Below are 20814 nucleotides of genomic sequence, written 5' to 3' on the forward strand. Positions count from 1 at the left end.
TGTTCTGAACCGCCGTGTACGGAACCGTACGCACGGTGGTGTGGGAGGACGGGGGAGCAATCCCCCTCCTACCCGATGCCCGCAGAGTAGAGCTTCGTTCGCCAGTCGTCAGATTAGTGACAAAGCGGATAACCCTTACTGTTTGACAGTGGATGAAGAAGCCTGTCTGCAGTGGTCGATTTTGATTAAAGAGAAACAGGCGTTGTTTTCCTGCAGTTTCCCTGTTGTTGAAATCGGGTGTGCTTATTGTGTCAGTCAATCAGAATCAGAATGACGAATCCAGTATCGGCTGGATGATCTCACTCACATTCTGGATCCTGTTATTCGTTTCCGCCAGCCTGTTTGCGGCGGTGGTGCTGGCGCCCCGTTATCTGGCTTATCTGAACTTGCGCAATGAGTATCTGACCAACCAGGTGCAGCTGGTTTCGCTGGAAAATCAAGTGGAATATCTGAAAGAGATCGCTCACTCACTGGAGAATGATCCGGAATTCCGTTCTGAAGTGGCCCGAGTCGAATTTGATGCTACCAGTCCCGGGGAAGAACGTATTGCCGTCGAGCCGGACCATGCGCTGGATGTTCCCCAGTGGAATCCCAACCAGAAAGCGTCTGTCACCAGCCGTGCCTGGTATATTCCCATGCTGGGGGTGCTCAGTGATAATCAGAAGGTACGGTCTTCGATCCTGTTGACGGCGGCAGTGATCATCGTACTGGCGTTTACGTTTCTGCACGAATCCCAGACGCCTCAGCTGGAAACGGTGACCCGATCCACGCGAAACCTGTTCGCGGTACTGCTATCGCGTTATCGCGTCCCTGAAGAAGACCCGGACGAAGAAGAGTACTGATTGTGCCGGCTTTGATCGTTGAGGCGGATTGTAGCGTTCTGTTCGATTGTGCCGTGTGGTCTCCTGATGATAGTCCTGCCCATTCTGCTCAACAGCCTTGTTCTTCGGGTTGTGTCTGCAATAGCTGCCTGCAGGGGGGAATCTTACTTAAAGCAGCTTGACAAAAACAAAATCATTCTGGCTGATGTAAGTATCCAGACGATTTGAATTAGTAGTCACATTTAAGCCTGTACCCGGGTTTGCTGCAGCGTCTTTCGGTCCCTCAAAGATTGAGGTGATACCAGGCAGGACGCACCCGAAAACAGGACGTGCTTCAGAAGATTCATCAATGAGGATAGCGCGGTATGATCAAGGAGTTGGACAGTACGATCTCTCTGGTGACAGAATTGAGATTAAGACGCTGGGCCCGGACACACTATGTCACAGCCGATCAGCGGAAAGAAACTTGGAATCCTGTCGTATTAGATGAAATGAACATAAAGGATCAGGAAATGTCTGAATCAGAAGAGAACAGTATGAACGTCCGTGTTTCGTCGATGTTCGTACCCCTGGCTCCTGCTGTCAACAGACGTCTGGATGAAGCACACGTTGAAGCCTCCGCACCGCATATCATCAAAATGCACGATGTGGCCGCCCGTCGTCGCGATCATCTGGTTGAAGATCTGATGGCTGAATAACTCTCAGCAAAAAACAAAGCCTGGTATGATCTGTTACTTTCTGGGGCCGACATAGTCGTTCACGAAGGCATCCAGAAGTAACACATCCAGGCGATCCATCTGCTCTGACTTTTCATCACCGGTCTGCAGAGGCGGTTCATAGTCGGCGGCTGATGTGATGCGAATCCGTTTCGGCTCGATCCCTTTCTGAATCAGGTACAGCATCACGTTCCGTCCCCGCTGGTAGGTCAGAACCAGTTTGTCGTGATAAGGGGCATCTGCCGGCAGTGGTTTGATCGAGGTGTGGGACCGCAGTTCGATTTTGTTTGGTTTCCCTGCCAGCTCGGGAATCATCTGGTCCAGTTTTTCCCGGCGCTTGGGATCCAGGTCGATCTCGATCTGGTTGTAATACAGGGTGCGTCCCACCTGGACCGGCACCCCTTCGCGTGTTCGATAGACGCGGACATCATCTCCTTCCAGGGAGCGGGTTTTGATCCCCCCGCGACCGCGCTCGGGACTGTCTGTGTAGGCCCCCAGCATACTCATCTGTTCAACCAGCGAGTTCATGGGGAAATATTTACCCGGCGGCGAGATCGGACCGGTCCGATACCCCGTATATGACTGAATGGATTCCAGGATCGCCCGGTATTTTTCATCATTCACGATTTCGCTCAACGAAACCAGCATGATGAAGAAGGTGAGCAGCAGTGACATCATATCACCGTAAGTCACCACCCACTCCGGGACTCCCGGTGGGCCATCGTCTTCCATGACAATCTGCTCCTGGAGCGGTTTTATAAAGTAGGTTAACAATCGGCAGATTCTGCCGCTCGGTTTTGAGCAACCGATTCTCCTGTTAACAGAATCGACAGAGAAGCCGACGAAACTTACCCGGTTTTTTCAAACCAGCCGACTTCAACCGGTTTTTTAAGCCGGGTGAATGTCAATGACGGGGCCCTGACTATAATCTCCACAGGCACAAAAAGTGCCTGAGTTCATTGACGAATACAATAAATATCTACAACATTAGGGTTTAAGCAGGAACGGTCAAGTCAGCGCAATCATGTCAGACGAAGTTCTGAGCTTCGGGTCAAAGAAAAGGAAGTGGTCAAAGGATGTCGAGCCCCCTCATCGTGCAGCAGTCCGAGTTTATCGCGTTATGTGATCAAATCCTGGACGCGGGCATCGTTGCATTCGATACCGAATTTGTATCAGAGTTCACCTATCGGCCTGAACTCTCGCTGCTGCAATTTGCCGTCAATGGTCAGGCTGTCGCCGTCGACCCTTACGAAATTGAAGATTTGTCCCCCTGGTGGGACATCATGACAAATGATACGACAACCGTTGTCGTGCATGGCGGTCGTGAAGAAGTTCGTTTCTGTCGCCATTTCTCCGGGAAGAAGCCTCAAAAGCTGATCGATCTGCAGATCGCGGAAGGCCTGCGCTCGCGGAGTTTTCCCATCTCGTACACCGCGCTGGTGGCGCGTGTGCTGAATGAAAAAGCGGGCAGTAAAGAGACCCGAACCGACTGGCGACGACGCCCGCTGACTCAACAGCAGATCAAGTATGCTCTGGATGACGTCAAGTTCGTGCTCAAGATCTGGAAAATCCAGGAAAAAGAGTTGATGGAACTGGGAAGGCTCGACTGGGCCGAAGCCGAGTTTCAACGGATGATTGACGAAGTGGATTCCGAATTCCACCGGGAGAACTGGCGTCGCGTTTCCGGGTTGCACAAACTGAAACCGCGCGAGCTGGCGATTGTACGTGAACTGTACGACTGGCGCGATGAAGTGGCTCAGGAAAAGAACCAGCCGGCACGCAGAATTCTCCGCGATGATCTGTTAATCGAACTCGCACGCCGCAAACCAGCTACGCCTCAGGATCTGACGGCGACCCGGGACCTGAACCGTAAGAATATGTTCAAGCTGGCCCCCGAAGTGGTACAGCGAATTGCGAAAGCACAACAGACACCCAACGATCAGCTGCCGCAGTTGATGGAAAATCCGAATACACAACAGAACCAGGACGAACAGGTCATCGGTAAACTGTTGGGGATCGCGCTGGCAAACCGTTGTGCCGAGATGAATGTCTCACAGACACTCGTAGGGACATCTGCCGACTTGCGGCACCTGGTTCGCTACCACGTTTACAAAGAAATTACAGACGAACGTCCGCGGCTGATGGCAGGCTGGCGTGCAGAGGTCTGCGGTGATCTGTTAACCGATGTCCTTGATGGGAAAATATCAATGCGGGTGGCTGATCCGGAATCGGATCATCCGCTGCATTTCGAACGACTCAGCTGAAAGCAATAAAATGCTCTCGGTGCAAGACAGGGAGGTTTTCGATGAAGTCTGTTGCAGGGTTGGCAATATTACTGGTTTGGGCAGCAGTGTGTACGGCGGCAGAGCCGGCTCCCGAAGAAGACTATGAACTCATCTCCGGGATCTGGGTCCGCAACGATCACGATGCTAAAGGATCGCCGCTGCGAGTCGAACAGGAGTTAACCCGCGATCTCTCAAAAGTCACCGTCTACGACAGACTGGGACGACGCGTGCATCACCATCAGGCAAAGTACCGTCTGCAGCGCATGGAAGATGCCCGCCTCTTCATCTATTACGATCTTGAAGTTCTGGAAGGCCCGAACAAAGGCAGGAAATCACCGGCACCGCAGTCCTTTATTTATCGCGTCAAGGACGACCGGTTTATCCAGGTCGAAGGCATCCTCAATGATGACAAATTATCCCCAAAGTTGATGATCTGGTGGAAGAACAAACCGGTCAATCCGCCGCGCGAAAGCTGATGGAGTAACAAATCGTTACTCTAAACCAGCGATGATTTTGCCCGCCAGCGTTTTCCGGTCTTCCGGCTTTGATGCGGTCATCAGGGATTCATAATCCTTCTGGACAGCGGAGGCTTTCTCAGGTGCCTGCTTCTGCAGTTCTTCAAAGTCGGCACGCAGCACATCCAGTCCACTTCCGCCTTCGCCGGTATCAGCGACAACCTGCAGATTCGATTTGAAGGAAGCAATGATGGCTGCGGAGGAAGGAACCTCTGGTTCTGCCTCGCCGGAACAGCCTGTCATCACAGGGAACATCAGTGCCAGACCCGTCAGGAGCGCAAAGAGTGATTTCATGTATCTTGCTTTCAATTATCAGATAAGGGATCAGCCTTGTGTGGAAAAACAGCATGAGAGTCGAAACTCCCATGCTGCTCATTGAATCTTAAAACACTTTTCAGACAGTGTGCTCTAGACTGTGTCCAGTTTTACTATAGCGTTTCCAGGGTTATCAGGCCCGGGTAGATTAGATTGAGAGACGCTATACTGAAACGTAGTGTGCTCTAGAACTCGCCCAGAACGTTTCCGTCCTGAATCGCACCCAGATTCTGCCAGGTTGTATTATCAATGTTGGCACTGATGAACCGGGTGGCACCGTCGCCCATCAGGACATGCGCACCACCGACGTGACGGCTGCGGGCAGGGAACAGGCCAGGGGCATCATTCGTTCCACAGCTGGAGCAGGTCACACAGTTCGGGTAGATCGAGTTCGGGTTGAGCAGTGTGTTGAACACGGTCAGACCGCCGTTACCGTAAACCCAGTTGGAACCAGTGTCGCCACGAGGTGCAGGAGAAGCCGGGGGCGAATTCTTTTTCGCCAGGCAGGATGCACCCCAGTTTTTGACATCGTTGTAGTTAGGGAAGGAGCTGGCAGTACTTCCTCTTGAACCAGCGCGGATGGTATCCCCTTCACCAATCAGGGAAGCATCGTTGTTACCGTCACCCTTCATCAGTTCGCCGGCTGCAATGATATTGGAACTGCCGTCCGTGAGATCACGGATGCGAATCGCTTTACGATAGTTGAACATCCCCACCTGGTGCTGCAGGTTTTGGGGAGTGGTGTTGGTCGAGGGACCAAAGCCAAACCAGAAGATCGAGGGACCGGCACAGACGGCATAGTTGTTCCCTGGACCGGATCCATACCCGCCACCATTCTGAATGCTACTCGGATCAGAGGGACACAGGAAGGCCGGAATGACGGCTCGCTTGACTGTATCATTGGGTGCCTGGTTAGGGGCCAGTGAGAAGTTGAACTGGTTGTAAATATTCGCCTGGTCCATGAAGGGGAGCAACATGGTCTGGGCTGAGAACGAAAAGTACGAATAGTTACCATACCCGTAAGTAGAGTCATTCTGTTTTTCGAAGTTTGCACGTGGGAAAATACCATGGGTTTCATGATAGTTGTGCATCGCTAACCCGAGTTGTTTCAGGTTATTTTTACACGCACTGCGACGGGCAGCTTCACGAGCCTGTTGAACTGCAGGCAGTAACAGGGCAATGAGGATTGCAATAATGGCAATCACAACCAGAAGTTCAATCAGGGTGAAACCCCGATTTCGACGTGACGTAACTTGAGCGTTCATGACAGGCTCTCTCCAGTTTGCAGGATTAGACGCAGGATAATTTCGGGTTTTGTGAGCGAGCAAGACCCGGCAGGATTACTTAAAAAAATTTCAGGGGGGGATCCAGGTAGGAATCAGTTTTACTGTCGCTCAACAAGTAATTTTAGCATCCGCTAAAACCAGAGGACAGCAGTTAATTTCAAAAAACGTTGATCCAACGTGGGGTCCAGATTCTAGCAATTTTGAAGAAACGGAGAAATGCAATAATTAGGGTTGTTTATTTATCAACCGCTCTGCCTCTTCCAGGTGCTTTTCAAACTTTTCCTGCTCTCTGCTTTTCTCGACGCGCGCATTATCCAGCATGGGATACAGATGGTCCCGCGTAGCCCAGTACAACTGCTGCTTCACCGGGAATTCTGATGTAACAGTCGCTTCCAGTTTTTTGATGATGGGATCGATTCTGGTGTGGACACTCTGCTTGAATGACTCCCATTCCGCATCGCTGGCTCCCTTTTTCTGGAGTTCCAGAAATTCCAGATGAACGGCTTTGATCTTTTTGTATTCCAGATTGCGTCCCTCCATCACCAGTAGTGTATAACCGACAACCAGCGCCAGCACTGCCAGTACGATCATGAAAGGAAATCGTTTTTTACGGGCAGGGAGGGGAGATTCTGTATCCATTTTTTTTAACCGGGGAAAGTTTCAAAAGGATATGATTAATGCGGTAAAGACAAACGCGATTTGTACAAAGCTTTATCCTTACTTCTTATTCATCAGTCGTTCCGCTTCCTTCAGGCACGTTTCAAATTTTTCCTGATCGCGAGAGGGTTCCGGCCCCGGGTTTTCCAGCATCTTAGGGAGATAGTCGCGACCTGCCCAAAGCAGTTGCTGCAGCGCAGGGTAGTCTGAACCGGCGGTATTATCCAGCTCTTTTACGATAGGGCCCAGTTCGGTATCGGCTTTGGTTTTCAGAGCCGCGTATTCACCAGGACCGGCCTGCTTAGACTGTAATGCCTTGAATTCCTGGTAGAAGGCCTGGAACTTGGCAAGTTCTTCTTTACCACTGGGAGAAAACAAATCACCCAGGGGAACAAAAAACAGGACTGCGACTAACGCGACAACGCCTACGACTCCGCCTAATATTTTGGGATCCATCAATGGTCCCAGAGCTTCCAGCGGGTTTGAACGCTGGACCTGAATTTTCGGCTTCGCTCGTGCCGCCGGTGGCACTGCTGCGGCGACAGGAGTGGCAGGCGCAGCTGGCATTGGTACCGGTGCCGCTGCAGGAGTCGCCGCTGGTTTCGCTTCTGATTCAGCAGCAGACGTGTCTGCTTCTACTTCCGGTTCTGCTGCCTTCGGTACAGGCTTTTTCAGTTGCAGCGCTTCAATCTGCCAGGCTTCAAACCATTCCCCTTTGCGGCCCAGCTTCAGCAGGTCTGTCGGTTCAACACGTTGCTGTTCGGCCCACATCTTGATCTTGTGTGCTTCAATCGGACCGTAACCCATGCCTCCCAGTTTGCAGTACCACTTCTGTTTCGAACGGACTTTCAGAATCGGTGGCGGGGGAGGCTCTGGCGCCTTCTCTGGTTCAACCGCTTCTTCTTTCGATTCAGTCTGCTGCTCTTCAGCAGCTTCACCTGAGGCTGGTACCAGTTCTTCGACCGAATCCTCTTCCGAGTCAATCACGTCCAGATCAGTGCCGGACGAACTCAGGAAGACCACTGTTCGCGCGGGAACCCACTCTGGTTCAGCAGAAGATTTGACTTCGTCGTTCGGCGCCAGCTCACCATCAAACAGCATGTGCATCAGGTCGTCAGCTGACATCGGACCCAGTTCATGGTTCAGAACGCGACAATACCACTGAATCTTCTGATGCTTGCTCCGCACCGCTTCCAGAGTCGCAAACCGGGGCAACTGGGATTCCAGCTCACTCGAAAGTTTGTCTTCTTCTTCGACGATCGAAAAACCATCCAGGTTGGGAACATCAGGTTCCGGCTCAACGCCAAATGAGGAATCTACGATGGAAAAATCATCGAGTGAAGGGATTTCACCACTGGAAGAGGAATCGAACAGACCTCCCATCTCCTCAGCAGGGAACCAGTTTCCGGTTTCACCACTGCGGATTTCCATATGAGGAGACAGTTCACCCTGTTGTGCCATGGTAAACAGTTCTTCAAATGTAATTGGTCCTTCGGTTTCCGTCGAACGTTTAAAGTACCAGCTGTCGCGTGCCATTTTGAGCTAACAATCTTCGTACGCATGTTTTGAGAGGGTGTATTCAAATTTGAGCAGGGGCACACATTGACAGGCGCGCCCTGCCTCTTATTTTAGCGGTCAGGGTAGGGCACATACCTATCGTTTTCCACCGTATTTTTCCAAAAACCGGCAAAAACCAGCCAGAACCATGCGGATCGGTCTAATCTGACCGGGCAGCACTCAGATTCCCCACAGAGAATCGCAGAATGTGGGTCGAAGTTGAGTCCCGCAGTGCCGATCACTCACACTCGAACCAGGCAATCCGGAGCGTAACTGAGGTTTACGCTGTCGCTGGAGTGGAACCGCGTTTCCAACTGAGCAGACTCATGAAGAACAGAAAGAGGACACAAAAACAGCAGGCACCTGCGAACCAGTCACCGAATCGGGTGTAGAGACTGCTGCGGTTATCCAAGGGAACCTCATCGATGACCACGGCGTTCAGCGATTTGTTCCAGCGTCCGGTTTTCGGGTTCACCAGTGTGCTTCGTTTCTGATTATCCCAGTCGAGGAATAAATCGGGTTCGCGAATCATACCATCACCATCGATGACCGCCGAGATCCCCGTGTTTACGGCGCGGACCATGGGGGTCCGATTTTCCACACAACGGAACGCAGCAGTAATCAGATGCTGATCCAGTTCGCTCGAACCGTGAAACCAGCCGTCATTGGTCAGATTCACCAGGCAGTCCACAGGTTTGGCTGACTCGGAAGTGGCCGCTGGTTTCAGCATCGTACGAACCAGGTGAGGTACGGTATCTTCAAAACAGATCAGCGGTGCGAAGTTCCAGTTCTTGTATTCGAAGTTGGCAACATGTTTACCCGGGTCAATTCCAAACCCGGCACCATAGGGAGAGAACACCTGCAGGAAAGGCAGGGTGTCTTTCAGAGGCATGTATTCACCAAAGGGAACACGATGAATTTTATCGTAACGACCGTGGATGCCATAATCTGGACGAACGAAGACGGCGGAGTTGTATTGTTCTATTTTTTCATCACCGGCGGCGATGACATCCACGCCGATCACCAAAGCCGCATTCGCTTCCTGGCTCATATTCCCCAGGACTTTGTGTACCGATCGATCTTTCCATTTATCCAGTGGTATCGCCGAAGCGACTTCATCCAGTTCTTCCGTCGTCTTTCCGTTGCTTTCCAGTAGCGGCCAGCGGAACATTGTTTCCGGCCAGACGACCAGGTCGGGCTGATCACGTACCGCGGCGCCCATCAGTTCCAGATGCTTCAGATAGATCGACCGCCATTCATTCGGATTGTGTTTCACTGTTGAAGGAAAATTCGCCTGAATTAAAGCGGTACGCGGACCATCCTGAAATTCTGCCTGCGAACGACGAACATAACCGTAGCCGAGAACGGCAAAGAACAGGCTTAAGCAAACTGCAGTCTGCAGGACCTGCTTTCCGCCGATCTCATTCAGTTTCTGATCATCTTCCGTCAGTTTCATCGGAAACAGTTTCAGGCGGATCAACAGTGAGTTGGGTAGCAGGCAGGCAAAACAGGCTGCCATCATTACCACAATAAAACTGACGCCATACGCGCCGGTGAGATCACTGATCTGAATCAGTTCGATCCAGCGATATTGTGTGTGGCCGATGTAGTACCAGGAAAACCCGGTCAGCATGTAAGCGCGGATGTATTCCAGCCCCACCCAGACAACCGGGGCGGCGACAGGCAGGGGGACACGAAACTGATGGACGGCAATCCGCGACAGTAAAACAAACACGGGAAAATAGCAGGCGACATAAATCGCCAGCGCAATCCAGGCGATATACATGGTCGGGTCCCCCAGTCGCATCCACTGAAACGCGGATACCGTGAACAGCAGCCCGCCGGAATAGATGGCCGTGTACATCAACCGTGTTCGACGCGGGATGCGGACCAGCAGCAACATGGGGATCAGGCAGACCCAGCCCAGCGGACCAAAGTCGACTGGTGTGAAACTCGCCCACATCAGGACGGCTGTCAGTAATGAAACAAAAAATGCGCCTCGCGCCGGAGCCGGAGAAGTTCGTGCCGTATTGATGATATTCTGCACGTCCTCACCCAGAGGCTGGTTTTTTGATTCATTCGGCTTTGAGGGTAATTGATCAGACACAGGATGTGGTTCTACAGATTCATCAGAGTGAGATTGTTCGAAGGTTGATGTCGTTAAGCTCATGATTTCCATCCTTGGAATTCGGTGACTGCCGACTGAGGTTTTCAAAATCCTCTCAGTCAGGGAAACATCCTGTTTCCTCGAAACCGGTCCGGTTTTTTATTCGTACGATGTAACTTACTACGTCAATTTTTTGATCCTGAATGGGGGTAATGACGGAGATTACCCACCTTCGTAGTCTGATTGGCGTGATTTTTAATGAAATCAGCGATTTAAGAGTAGATCAATCAGGGCGGAAACTCGCGTTGCTACCATAAAAAGACGTCAACTTTTAAACCCGCCTGATAATGTTGATTTCCCGTGGGGAATAACGCGACCGAATTTGCTTTCACTGTTGAGTTCAAATCGGCGGAACCCATTGTTATTAAAGGGGAAACGACCGCTTCGCCTGTCTCCCATTCCAGTTGCGCCGGCTGATATGTGGGCCGATTTCCGCTGGTGTGAAAGTCGTGATTGAGTCGCGCCTGTATAACATGAGGCTGGGGAGCAGGAGCGCCCATGAACTGACGGATCGCAGTTCGGACGAATAATTCGAAGCAAACCATGCTGCTGACAGGGTTTCCGGGTAATCCAAAGATGTAGCAGGGATTCCCTTCCGCCCGTTCCAGAAGACCGAACCAGAGCGGTTTTCCCGGTTTCAGGTTCACCATATGAAAGACCTGTTTGACTCCTGCCTGCTCCAGTTCGGAGGGAACCAGATCCAGTTCACCTGCAGAGACCCCTCCCGACAGCAGCAGAAAATCGCTCTTTAAGCCTTCCTGAATTTTGGATCGCAGATGGCTTCGTTCATCGCGGGCAATGCCCAGTGGTTGTGGTTTTGCATCCGCCTGCAGAATCTGTGTGTGCAGCATGACCTCATTCGAGTTGCGAATCTGTCCCGGCTGCGGACTCTCTTCAGGAGCCACAAGTTCATCTCCTGTTGCCAGGATCGCGACCGTGGGAGCAGGTCTGACCATCACAGTCGGGCTGCCGGTCTCTGCCAGGGCACCAATTTCCTGCGGTCGCAGCAGGGTACCGGCAGCGAGCACAGGGGCACCCGCTTCGAGCACGGATGCCTTGGGAAGCATGTTTTTTCCCGGCGAAACCGTGCCTGTGTCGATCTTTACCGCGCGTGCTGCTTCATCAATCTGGCAATGTTCAATCTGCACGACGGCATCGGCCCCTTCAGGCAGTGGAGCCCCCGTCATGATCTGTGATGTCTGTCCTGACTGCAGCGCCATTGATGGGACAGAGCCGGCGTAAATGACTTCCTGGATCTGCAGTGTGGCTTTCCCATTCTGAAAGTCACTGCTTTTCACGGCAAACCCGTCCATCAGTGCTTTATCGAAGGGGGGGACGTTGAGATCACTGACCGTGTCTTCTGCCAGTATGCAATGCCAGGCATCGAATAACGATCGCTGTTCGGGAGGGGCGGGTTTCACGGTTTTCAGGATCAGTTGAAATGCTTCTTGAGCTGACAGCATGCGCGTGCTCCCTCTCCTGTTTTAAGAATTGCTGAGTTGTTCTGCCGGCATCTGCAGGAAGTTTTTCAGTAACGTCAGACCATCCAGAGTCAGAAAACTTTCGGGATGAAACTGAACGCCATGAACTGAGAAATCACGATGCTTCAGTCCCATGACTTCTTTGGGGTGCCCCTCTTCTTCCACCCAGGCACAGATTTCCAGTTCGTCGGGACACGAATCTTCCGGCACAATCAGGCTGTGATAACGGGTAGCCTGAAAGGGAGAGGGGAGATTCTGAAAAACGCCCGTTCCATTGTGGTGGACCAGGGAGACTTTTCCATGCATCAGCCGCGGAGCACGCACCACCTGCGCGCCAAAGACTTCCGCGATACACTGATGTCCCAGGCAGACGCCTAGAATCGGGATCTTACCGGCAAAATGGGCGATGATCTCTTTCGAAAGACCGGCTTCACTCGGGGTACACGGACCCGGGGAGATGATTATTTTTTCCGGTGCAGCCGCTTCGATTTCCGCAATGGTGGTCTGGTCGTTCCGCACCACCTCCATCTTCAGGCTGGAATCAATTTCGCCGAACCGTTGTACCAGATTATAGGTAAATGAATCGTAGTTATCGAGAACGAATATCACGTTACACCTTATCAATAAAGTATTTACAGTTTCACCGCAGTCGTATTCCGGCCCCTTCCAAGACTGGTCTTCCAGTCACATCGAGGACACAGATGCCAAATCGAGGCAGGCAAACGGTTTGACCGCCGTTCATCATAATCAACTATCTGGGGAAAAGCGACTTGAGTCAGCGGTTTCATTTCAACCTGTCATTCCGCGGCTTCCTCAGAGAATTAGACAAGCTGCTAACTGCTTTGTTCTTAAGAATTTTGATGTTGACGAGAAATGGCCAAAATTGTTATGACCCCACTCCTTAAGTGCTCAAGTCATTTAAGAGTCTGTTTTTATGTATATTGTTTCTGGCGGTGCTGACCAGCTGTCAGAGTGAGAACCTTTGAGGGTTAATGTTGAACTCCATACCGAAATCGAAATGGCTGCGGAACCATTCCGTCACGCGTCGCCAGCTCTTTTGGATGGTGGTATTTTTGCCGATCTTTTGCGCGATCTACTACCTGTCTTTCTGGCTGCGCTTCGAAGGTTCTCTCAACATCGATGGTGTTCTGGGTGAAAATGGATTTCGTATGTTTCGTGCCACGGTCCTCTGGGCGGTCGGGCTGAAAACATTCACCTTCTGGGGTACCGGCGTTTATAAAATTCGCAGTCGTTACATCACGACGCGTGACGTCTTTAATCTGGCCAGAGCAGCGACCATCAGTTCTGCTGCTCTGGTGATGGTTGACTATCTTGTCTTTCCACAGTTCATGCTGCCCCGTTCCGTATTTCTGATCGACTGGGGTTCTACCATCCTGGTCGTCTGTGGCTTTTGCGCCGTGATTCGCATGGTGCAGGACAGTGGCCGTATTCTGCGTCAGCAGGAAAACTGCAAACCGACATTTATTTTAGGTGCCAATGAATCTGGTGCCGCTTTACTGCGAATGATTGAACGCAATAAAAACTCCAGCCTGCGGGTTGTCGGTTTTCTGGATGATCACACCAGTCGCATAGGTACGCGGATCAATAATGTTCCCGTTCTCGGCTCACTGCAGGAAATGTGTTCCCTGGCGGAAAAATACGAAGTGTCGGATATCCTGTTGCCCGCGGATGAATTTCCGGGCAAAACGATTCGACAACTGGTCGAAGCAGGAAACTCTGCTGAGATTCGCGTGCAGGTGTTGCCCAGCTATCAGCAACTGCTCTCAGGCAAAGTCGAAATGAAACCCCGCCCGGTCTGTATTGAAGACCTGCTGGGTAGAGAACCGGTGCAACTTGACATGCCCAACATCCGCAACTGGATGGATGATCGCGTGTTGATGGTTACCGGGAGTGCAGGAAGTATCGGCTCTGAGATCTGCCGTCAGCTCCTGCAGTTTTCTCCACGGAGACTGATACTCGTCGATCGTTCCGAGAACAGTCAGTTCTATCTGGAACGCGAATTGAACAAACTGGGATATGCCGGTCGATTTGATGTCGTCATCGCCGATATCAACGACTCCAAACGAATACGGGCCGTCATGCAGGAATTTCGGCCCGATATTCTGTTTCATGCCGCCGCCTACAAACATGTTCCGCTGATGGAGAGCAATCCCGGCGAAGCGGTAAAGAATATTGCCCTGGCAACAAAGCGTCTGGCAGACCTGGCTGAGGAATTCGAAGTCGGTTCCTTCGTGATGATCTCTTCTGACAAAGCCGTGAACCCTACCAATGTCATGGGAGCCAACAAACGCATTGCCGAACTGTATGTGCAATCTCTGGCGGCTCGTTCGAAATGTCATTTTGTGACCGTCCGCTTTGGAAACGTGCTGGGCTCTGCCGGCAGTGTCGTGCCGATCTTCACACAGCAGATTCAGAATGGCGGCCCGATTACCGTGACCGACGAACGCATGCAGCGGTTCTTCATGACCATTCCGGAAGCCTCTCAGCTGGTGATTCAGGCAGGCGCCATGGGACGCGGCGGAGAGATCTTTGTGCTCGACATGGGTGAGCCGGTCCGCATCACCGACCTGGCAGCCGACCTCGTGCACCTTTCCGGACTCAAACTGGGCGAAGACATTGAAATCGAATTTACCGGGCTCAGGCCGGGTGAAAAACTTTACGAAGAACTGCATGTCGACGGCGAAAAGCATCTGCCCACATGCCATCCCAAAATTATGGTTGCCGAAAAAGTCACCTTCAGCGAACAGTTCATTCTGGAAGCGTTTGAGAGACTATCGCAACTCACGGAACAGACTTCACCGCTGATCCTGGCTGAGATCCAACGCATCCTGCCGGAGTTTCAGCCTTCTTCGAACAAGCCTGCACCTGCATCGGTAAAACGCGCTGCGTAATTGCCGGACCTGTTCTGTTCGAATCGAGCCCCTCGTCTGTTTTTCAGCCTGCGCTTTTCTTCACCGACTGAATCTGTTAGTTATAAGATGAAGAGAAGTGATCGTTTTATGGGAAATATTCCGTCTTCCACAGAAACGAAGGTTGGTTATGAACAGTGCGCTACGGTTTTTAATCCCGCTGACTCTGCTGACGATCAGCATCACTGGTTGCAGTAACAGTCCTGATTCCGGCTCCTCTCCGTCAGGCTCGGAAGAGACTTCAGGCAGGCTGTTCGGTGCCTCCTTTCAAACCATGAATAACCCGTTCTTTGTCGATCTGGGTGAAGGTTTGAAAAAAGAACTCGCAGCGAACGGCGACCGATTGGTCATCCTCGATGCGCAGTTCAACTCGCTCAAACAGAAGAACGATCTCTCCGATCTGATCCTGCAGAACGTCGCCGGCATTTTTGTGAATCCGGTTAACTGGGAAGGCCTCAAAGGATCTTTGCTCGAAGCCAGCCGAAAAAAAGTGCCCATCATCATCGTTGATGCGCCGGTGAAAAAAGCGGATGAAGATCTGATTGTCTGCACCGTGGCTTCCGATAATGTTCTCGCCGGCGAACTGGCCGCTCAGGCACTCGCGAAAGTGAATCCCAAAGCCAGACTGGTTGTACTGCATCTGTCGGTCAACAAAGCCTGTATCGATCGGGTCGAAGGGTTCAAAACCGAAATGGAAAAACATCCGGAGATGAAAATTCTGGATGTCCAGGAAGCCCAGGGAACAACCGAAGGGGCGCGCCCGGTGATGCGCGACTTGATCGGCCGCTACCCCGATCTGGATGCTGTCTTTGCGATCAACGATCCGAACGCGCTCGGCGTCATTTCGGCACTCGACTCGGCCAACAAGCTGGATCAGGTGACGATTGTCACCGTCGATGGTTCGCAGGCCGGGATCAAAGCAATCCAGGCGGGCAAGCTGCATTCCACCTCGGCCCAGTTTCCCCATGAGATCGGCAAGATCGCTGCGGAAAAAATGCTGGCGCACCTCAAAGGAGAACCGGTCGACAAAGATGTCAAAGTACGCGTGGAACTGATCACAGCCGAAAATGCGGAGCAGTATCTGGAGCCTCAGTAAATCATGTCTGTCGCCAGCGCCGCGCCACTCCTTCGACTTCAGGGGATTACCAGACGCTTCGGAAACGTAACGGCTCTGGATGATGTGAGTTTCTCTGTAGCAGCAGGTGAGATTCATACCCTGCTGGGAGAAAACGGCGCCGGCAAAAGTACGCTGATCAAAATTCTGGGAGGTATCTACCAGCCCGATGCCGGCGAGATCTGGTCGGGTGAAAAACAGGTGCAGCTCCGGCAGGTCACAGACGCCGATCAACTCAAAATCCTCTTGATTCACCAGGAACTCTCGCTGGCTCCCAATCTCACCGTAGCAGAAAATATTTTCCTCGGTCGTGAACCGGTCCGGTTTGGGTTACTGCAACGAAAAGAAATGAATCGACGTGCCGCAGCATTACTCTCGCGACTGGGACTCACCGAAATCAGGGATGTCACAGCCGTCGTATCGCAGCTCAGCACGGCGCATCAGCAACTGGTAGAAATCGCCCGGGCACTCTCGCAGGAGGCGCGGGTTTTAATTCTGGACGAGCCGACATCGTCATTGTCAGAAACGGAAGTCGAAGCCCTCTTTACCACGCTGCGTCAACTGAAAGCACAGGGGGTTGGCATCATTTATATTTCGCATCGCATGGAAGAGATCACGCGCCTCTCAGATCGGATCACCGTGTTGCGCGATGGCAGGACGGTCGGTACTGCCAGGGCTGGAGAGATTGAACCGGCCACGCTGATTGAATGGATGGTGGGCCGCGACATCAAAGAGCATTTTCCCCGCCCCCCTTATGAGCCGGGTGAAATCGCATTGAAAGTAGAGGGGCTCGGTTCGGCTTACGTGCACAATGTCTCGTTCGAAGTCCGTTATGGGGAAGTGCTGGGACTGTCGGGCCTCGTCGGAGCAGGCCGCACCGAACTGGCCCGCGCCCTGTTCGGCGTCGATCGTATTCTTGAGGGGACGATCTCTATCGATGGAAAAACCGTGCAAATTCACAGCCCCCGGGATGCTTTGAGGCAGGGACTGGTTCTGGTTCCCGAAGATCGAAAACACCAGGGGCTCATCACAGAACAGTCAGTGGCGTTTAATATCACACTTCCCTGGCTGAAAAAATGGATTCACGGCTTACGCTTTAATGAAAAGAGTCGCAGAGAAATTGTCGGGCGCACCATCAATGGATTTGGTGTGCGACTGTCCGATCCCGAACAGCCTGTTCGCGATCTTTCGGGGGGCAATCAGCAGAAAGTTCTCGTCGGTCGCTGGATGGAAGAGCCACCGAAAATCTTAATCCTCGATGAACCCACGCGAGGCATTGATGTCGGCGCACGCGAAGACCTGTATCGACTGATTGGTGAACTGGTCAGGCAGGGGATGGCGCTGATTCTGATCTCATCTGACCTGGATGAGGTTCTGAATATTTCGCATCAGGTCGGCACCTTTCAATCAGGACGACTGACGGGCGTTTATCCTGCAGAGAGTATCACCGCAGCACAGATCATGCAGAAACTGACAGGAGAGGAAGCGTGAAGGTAGTCAGACAAATGGTGCCCCTGCTGGTGGCAATTGTGATTTTACTCCTGCTGTTTCGCATCTGGGTTCCCACATTTTTAACTCCGGAAAACATGCTGGACCTGACGCAGCAGATCTCCGTTAATACAATCCTCGCGCTGGGGATGACGCTGGTGATCCTGATTGGCGGGATTGATCTCTCTGTCGGCGCCATGGTGGCACTGGTGGGAACGACGACCGTGTATTGTCTCTCCACCATTTCCGGAGACACGCAGAATGTCTTTTACCTGGTGCTCTCGATCCTGGCCGGTCTGGGAGTGGCGGCGATTTTTGGAACCTTTCATGGCATCGCGGCTGCAAAAACGGCAATGCCTCCTTTCATTATTACGCTGGCCTCCATGCTGATTGCCCGCGGTTGTGCACTGCGTTTTAACAGCGGCTTGCCAATTCCAATTGGAGATCAGCAGACGATTTTACTGGCGATTGGCAATGGGCGACTTTTTGGCGTAGTGCCCGTTCCTGTCGTGGTCATGCTGACCCTGTTTGTTGTGATGGCGCTGCTTCTGCACCGTACCCGTTTTGGCCAGCATGTTTATGCGCTGGGAGGTAATCGTGAAGCAGCCTTGTATGCAGGCATTCCCGTGGTTCGGGTGGAAGTGACGGTCTACCTGATCTGCTCGCTGCTGGCGGGGGTCGCGGGCATGATTCACACTTCCCAACTGTACTCTGCGGAGCCTGGTTCAGGAGAAATGTTTGAGCTGACGGCCATCGCAGCTGTGGTTGTAGGGGGTACCAGCTTTACCGGCGGCAGGGGAACCATTTTTGGCACCTTGATTGGCGCTGTTATTATCGGTATACTTGATAAAGGTCTTAATCAGGCTGGCATTCATTATTCACTGCAATACATAGTAAAAGGGGCAGTGATTCTCATTGCCGTTTATATTGATGTGCGACGCAATCGATCGACGGTTTAAGTGAGAATCATTTCTTTGTGTGGGTTGTAGTGAATACGCAGGCAGAGAAGTCTGCGAAAAGGTTGTCATTTTTTATGACGAGTGCAAAGTCGTGAGCTAGACTTGCTGTGTACGGATGGGCTGGGACTGCCCTGAAGTACCTGTTATTGTGTTTTGCCCCTTACACAAAGATCGTCGCCATGATTACTTCAAAACCACACTATATTCGCCGTTACCTCATCACGGTTGTCATACTTGTTCTCATCACACCATTTCTGATTTATGGTGCCCACAAAAGCGTGGAAAGTATGAGTATTGCCCCTGAAAAGTGGGCGCCCGACTCCATGCAGTCCAGAAAGAATTACGATCAGTTCTCCAAAGATTTTGAGAGTAACGATCTGATTCTCATCAGCTGGCCCGGTTGTACCGTCGATGATCCGCGTTTGATCGAATTTGAAAAGCAGATCAACAGCCCGCGCGAAACCGATTTCGGCGAAACACACGAAACACTGTTCGACCGCATTGTCAGTGGTGCGGGAACGTTGAATTCGCTGACCTCACCCCCGCTCAAACTGCCGCGCGATGAAGCGCTGGAGCGGTTGAAGGGCGTGCTCGTCGGAAAAAATCTCAAAGACAGTTGTGCCGTCATTATTTTAACTTATCGGGGTAATGAATTACGGTCGCAGTCCATTAATCATGTACTGGATGTGGCAGAAGAAGTCTGCCAGCTCCCCCGTGAAGACTTTCATATCACCGGACCTCCCGTGGACGGAGTTGCCATCGATCAGGCAAGTATCCACAGCGTTAACGTATTTGGTGCATTATCAGCCATACTGGCTACGCTGCTCTGCTGGTTCTGTATTCGCTCCTGGATGTTGACGGGTACGATCCTGCTGGCCGGGCTCTTCGGTCAGGGACTGGTACTGGCGATGATTTATTACATGGGTTATTCGCTGGATGCGGTTTTGATTATCACTCCCACGCTGATTTTTGTACTGACCATTTCAGCCGGCGTACATCTGGTCAACTATTATTATGACGAATTATTTGCTGAGAATGCAAAATCAAAATCAGACGCAGAAACCGCGGTCCGCAACGGATTTTCCAAAGGCTGGTATCCCTGTCTGCTGGCCGCTGTGACAACAGCGATCGGCCTGGGCTCACTGATGGTCAGTCAGATCAGCCCGATTGCATTGTTCGGCCTGATCGCTTCTGTCGGATTACTGATTACACTGGGCGTACTGCTGCTGTTGCTCCCCGGAGCCATGCAGCTCTGGCCGCCGCAACAGATTTTGAAAATGAACCGCGAAGGAATTACTGCCCATTCGCCGCGGTACTTCAACCGTATTTCCTCGTTACTGGAAAATATTCCCCGTCTGCTCGAACGATATTCGGCTCCGGTGTTTCTATCACTGGTGCTGCTGATGGTGTTCTCAGCTTACGGGTTGCTCTCAATTCGCTCGTCAGTCGATGTGCCCTCCCTGTTTCCCAAGGGAAGCCAGGTACTCAGCGATTACAAGTTTAACGAAGATCGCATGGGACCGCTGATTCCGGTCGAAGTGATTCTCGAATTCGACAAAGACTGTAAAAAGACATTCCTGCAGCGTTTGCGGATCATCGACGAGATTGAACAGACCATCAATGACATCGATGGTTATACCGGTACCATGTCGGCAGCGACATTTGGACCTAATCCTGTCGAACATAATGGTTTCGAATCGATCTTCCGAAAAGTGGTGACGAATAAAAAATTACAGGAGAACCGCGAAGCGGTAATCAGTTCGGTTTATCTGTCGGACAACGGCGGAAGAGAGTCATGGCGCATCAGTGCCCGTGTGCCTGCTTTGGGACAGGTTGATTACGGAGCAGCGCTGGCTCGACTGAAGACGACATTACAGCCTGCATTGCAGGAGTACGAAGAAGACGGCGTACATCTGACGGCGTACTACACCGGAATCATGCCGCTGATTCACACCGTACAACAGTTGATTTTACAGGACCTGACCTGGAGCTTCCTGACGGCATTCGTGCTGGTGGCGCTGATGATTATCATCGTACAGCGCAGCATTTTGACCGGTTTACTCAGCATGCTGCCGAACATTTTCCCGATCGTTGTCGTATTCGGGATAATGGGCTGGCTGGATATTCCCCTCGATATTGGTGCCGTCATGACGGCCAGTGTCGCGCTGGGAATTGCCATCGATGATACACTGCATTTCCTGTCATGGTACCGTCGTGAAAAAGGATTGAACCAGAGCAGCGAGCAGGCCGTTCGATCCGCCATGAAGCACTGCGGTCGCGCGATGATTCACACCACGTTTATCTGTGGGATGGGACTACTGGTCTTTGCCTTCAGCGATTTCATTCCGACACAACGGTTTGCCTGGATGATGCTGGCTCTGCTGACGACTGCGTTGATTGGTGATTTACTCTTCCTGCCGGCAATGCTGGTGCAGCCATTCGTAAAACATCTGCAGTTTGCCCGGGAGCGATTCCCCAAAGGGATGGAAATCAGAACAACCTCATATTCTACAGAGTGAATTC

18 protein-coding genes are annotated in these 20814 nt (G+C 51.9%); 10 read left to right on the forward strand and 8 right to left on the reverse strand.

Annotated features, from left to right (window positions below):
* The 3 genes from ACN0YN_RS28915 to ACN0YN_RS28925 form a co-directional block, all read left to right on the forward strand.
* Positions 1-274: hypothetical protein (locus ACN0YN_RS28915; RefSeq protein ID WP_417388372.1), on the forward strand; the 274-nt coding region annotated here is incomplete at its 5' end.
* Positions 249-842: a hypothetical protein gene (locus ACN0YN_RS28920; protein ID WP_417388373.1), complete on the forward strand. Its 594-nt coding sequence runs from the start codon at positions 249-251 to the stop codon at positions 840-842. The genes ACN0YN_RS28915 and ACN0YN_RS28920, both read left to right, overlap by 26 nt.
* A 344-nt stretch (positions 843-1186) precedes the next feature.
* Positions 1187-1519, forward strand: a complete 333-nt coding sequence (locus tag ACN0YN_RS28925) for a hypothetical protein (RefSeq protein WP_417388374.1) — start codon at positions 1187-1189, stop codon at positions 1517-1519.
* Positions 1520-1552: 33 nt separating this feature from the next.
* On the opposite strand, the gene ACN0YN_RS28930 is transcribed toward ACN0YN_RS28925, so the two are convergent.
* Positions 1553-2269, reverse strand: coding sequence for an OmpA/MotB family protein (locus tag ACN0YN_RS28930; RefSeq protein ID WP_417388375.1), 717 nt, complete (start codon positions 2267-2269; stop codon positions 1553-1555).
* A gap of 344 nt (positions 2270-2613) precedes the next feature.
* On the opposite strand from ACN0YN_RS28930, the gene ACN0YN_RS28935 reads away from it, so the two are divergent.
* Positions 2614-3801 (forward strand): ribonuclease D, encoded by a 1188-nt coding sequence (locus ACN0YN_RS28935; RefSeq protein ID WP_417388376.1) that lies wholly within the window; start codon positions 2614-2616, stop codon positions 3799-3801.
* Between the two features lie 41 nt (positions 3802-3842).
* Positions 3843-4298 (forward strand): hypothetical protein, encoded by a 456-nt coding sequence (locus ACN0YN_RS28940; protein WP_417388377.1) that lies wholly within the window; start codon positions 3843-3845, stop codon positions 4296-4298.
* A 15-nt stretch (positions 4299-4313) separates the two neighbouring features.
* Here ACN0YN_RS28940 and ACN0YN_RS28945 read toward each other — a convergent pair whose 3' ends face one another.
* The 7 genes from ACN0YN_RS28945 to ACN0YN_RS28975 all read right to left on the reverse strand — a co-directional run bounded on the left by ACN0YN_RS28945 (position 4314) and on the right by ACN0YN_RS28975 (position 12409).
* On the reverse strand, positions 4314-4631 hold the full coding sequence (locus ACN0YN_RS28945) for a hypothetical protein (protein WP_417388378.1): 318 nt from the start codon (positions 4629-4631) through the stop codon (positions 4314-4316).
* A gap of 206 nt (positions 4632-4837) precedes the next feature.
* Entirely contained in the window at positions 4838-5917 is a 1080-nt protein-coding gene (locus ACN0YN_RS28950) for a DUF1559 domain-containing protein (RefSeq protein WP_417388379.1), read from the reverse strand.
* Positions 5918-6163: 246 nt separating this feature from the next.
* Complete coding sequence (locus tag ACN0YN_RS28955; RefSeq protein ID WP_417388380.1) at positions 6164-6577, reverse strand: hypothetical protein; 414 nt, start codon at positions 6575-6577, stop codon at positions 6164-6166.
* Positions 6578-6655: 78 nt separating this feature from the next.
* Positions 6656-8131: a DUF4339 domain-containing protein gene (locus ACN0YN_RS28960; protein WP_417388381.1), complete on the reverse strand. Its 1476-nt coding sequence runs from the start codon at positions 8129-8131 to the stop codon at positions 6656-6658.
* Positions 8132-8432: 301 nt separating this feature from the next.
* Positions 8433-10322, reverse strand: a complete 1890-nt coding sequence (gene lnt, locus ACN0YN_RS28965; protein WP_417388382.1) for an apolipoprotein N-acyltransferase — start codon at positions 10320-10322, stop codon at positions 8433-8435.
* A 245-nt stretch (positions 10323-10567) separates the two neighbouring features.
* Entirely contained in the window at positions 10568-11782 is a 1215-nt protein-coding gene (gene glp / locus ACN0YN_RS28970; protein WP_417388383.1) for a gephyrin-like molybdotransferase Glp, read from the reverse strand.
* A gap of 21 nt (positions 11783-11803) precedes the next feature.
* Positions 11804-12409, reverse strand: coding sequence for an anthranilate synthase component II (locus ACN0YN_RS28975; RefSeq protein WP_417388384.1), 606 nt, complete (start codon positions 12407-12409; stop codon positions 11804-11806).
* Positions 12410-12873: 464 nt separating this feature from the next.
* Here ACN0YN_RS28975 and ACN0YN_RS28980 point away from each other — a divergent pair, with 464 nt between their 5' ends.
* From ACN0YN_RS28980 to ACN0YN_RS29000, 5 genes are all read left to right on the forward strand, one after another.
* On the forward strand, positions 12874-14712 hold the full coding sequence (locus ACN0YN_RS28980) for a polysaccharide biosynthesis protein (protein WP_417388385.1): 1839 nt from the start codon (positions 12874-12876) through the stop codon (positions 14710-14712).
* A gap of 148 nt (positions 14713-14860) precedes the next feature.
* Positions 14861-15826, forward strand: a complete 966-nt coding sequence (locus tag ACN0YN_RS28985) for a sugar ABC transporter substrate-binding protein (protein ID WP_417388386.1) — start codon at positions 14861-14863, stop codon at positions 15824-15826.
* Positions 15827-15829: 3 nt separating this feature from the next.
* Complete coding sequence (locus ACN0YN_RS28990) at positions 15830-17335, forward strand: sugar ABC transporter ATP-binding protein (protein WP_417388387.1); 1506 nt, start codon at positions 15830-15832, stop codon at positions 17333-17335.
* Positions 17332-18291, forward strand: a complete 960-nt coding sequence (locus tag ACN0YN_RS28995) for an ABC transporter permease (RefSeq protein ID WP_417388388.1) — start codon at positions 17332-17334, stop codon at positions 18289-18291. Before ACN0YN_RS28990 ends, ACN0YN_RS28995 begins: the two co-directional genes overlap by 4 nt.
* Before the next feature lie 179 nt (positions 18292-18470).
* A complete protein-coding gene (locus ACN0YN_RS29000; RefSeq protein ID WP_417388389.1) occupies positions 18471-20810 on the forward strand; it encodes an efflux RND transporter permease subunit in 2340 nt (779 codons plus the stop codon).
* Positions 20811-20814 lie beyond the last annotated feature (4 nt).

The sequence above is a fragment of the Gimesia sp. genome (genome assembly GCF_048260065.1).
Taxonomy (GTDB): domain Bacteria; phylum Planctomycetota; class Planctomycetia; order Planctomycetales; family Planctomycetaceae; genus Gimesia.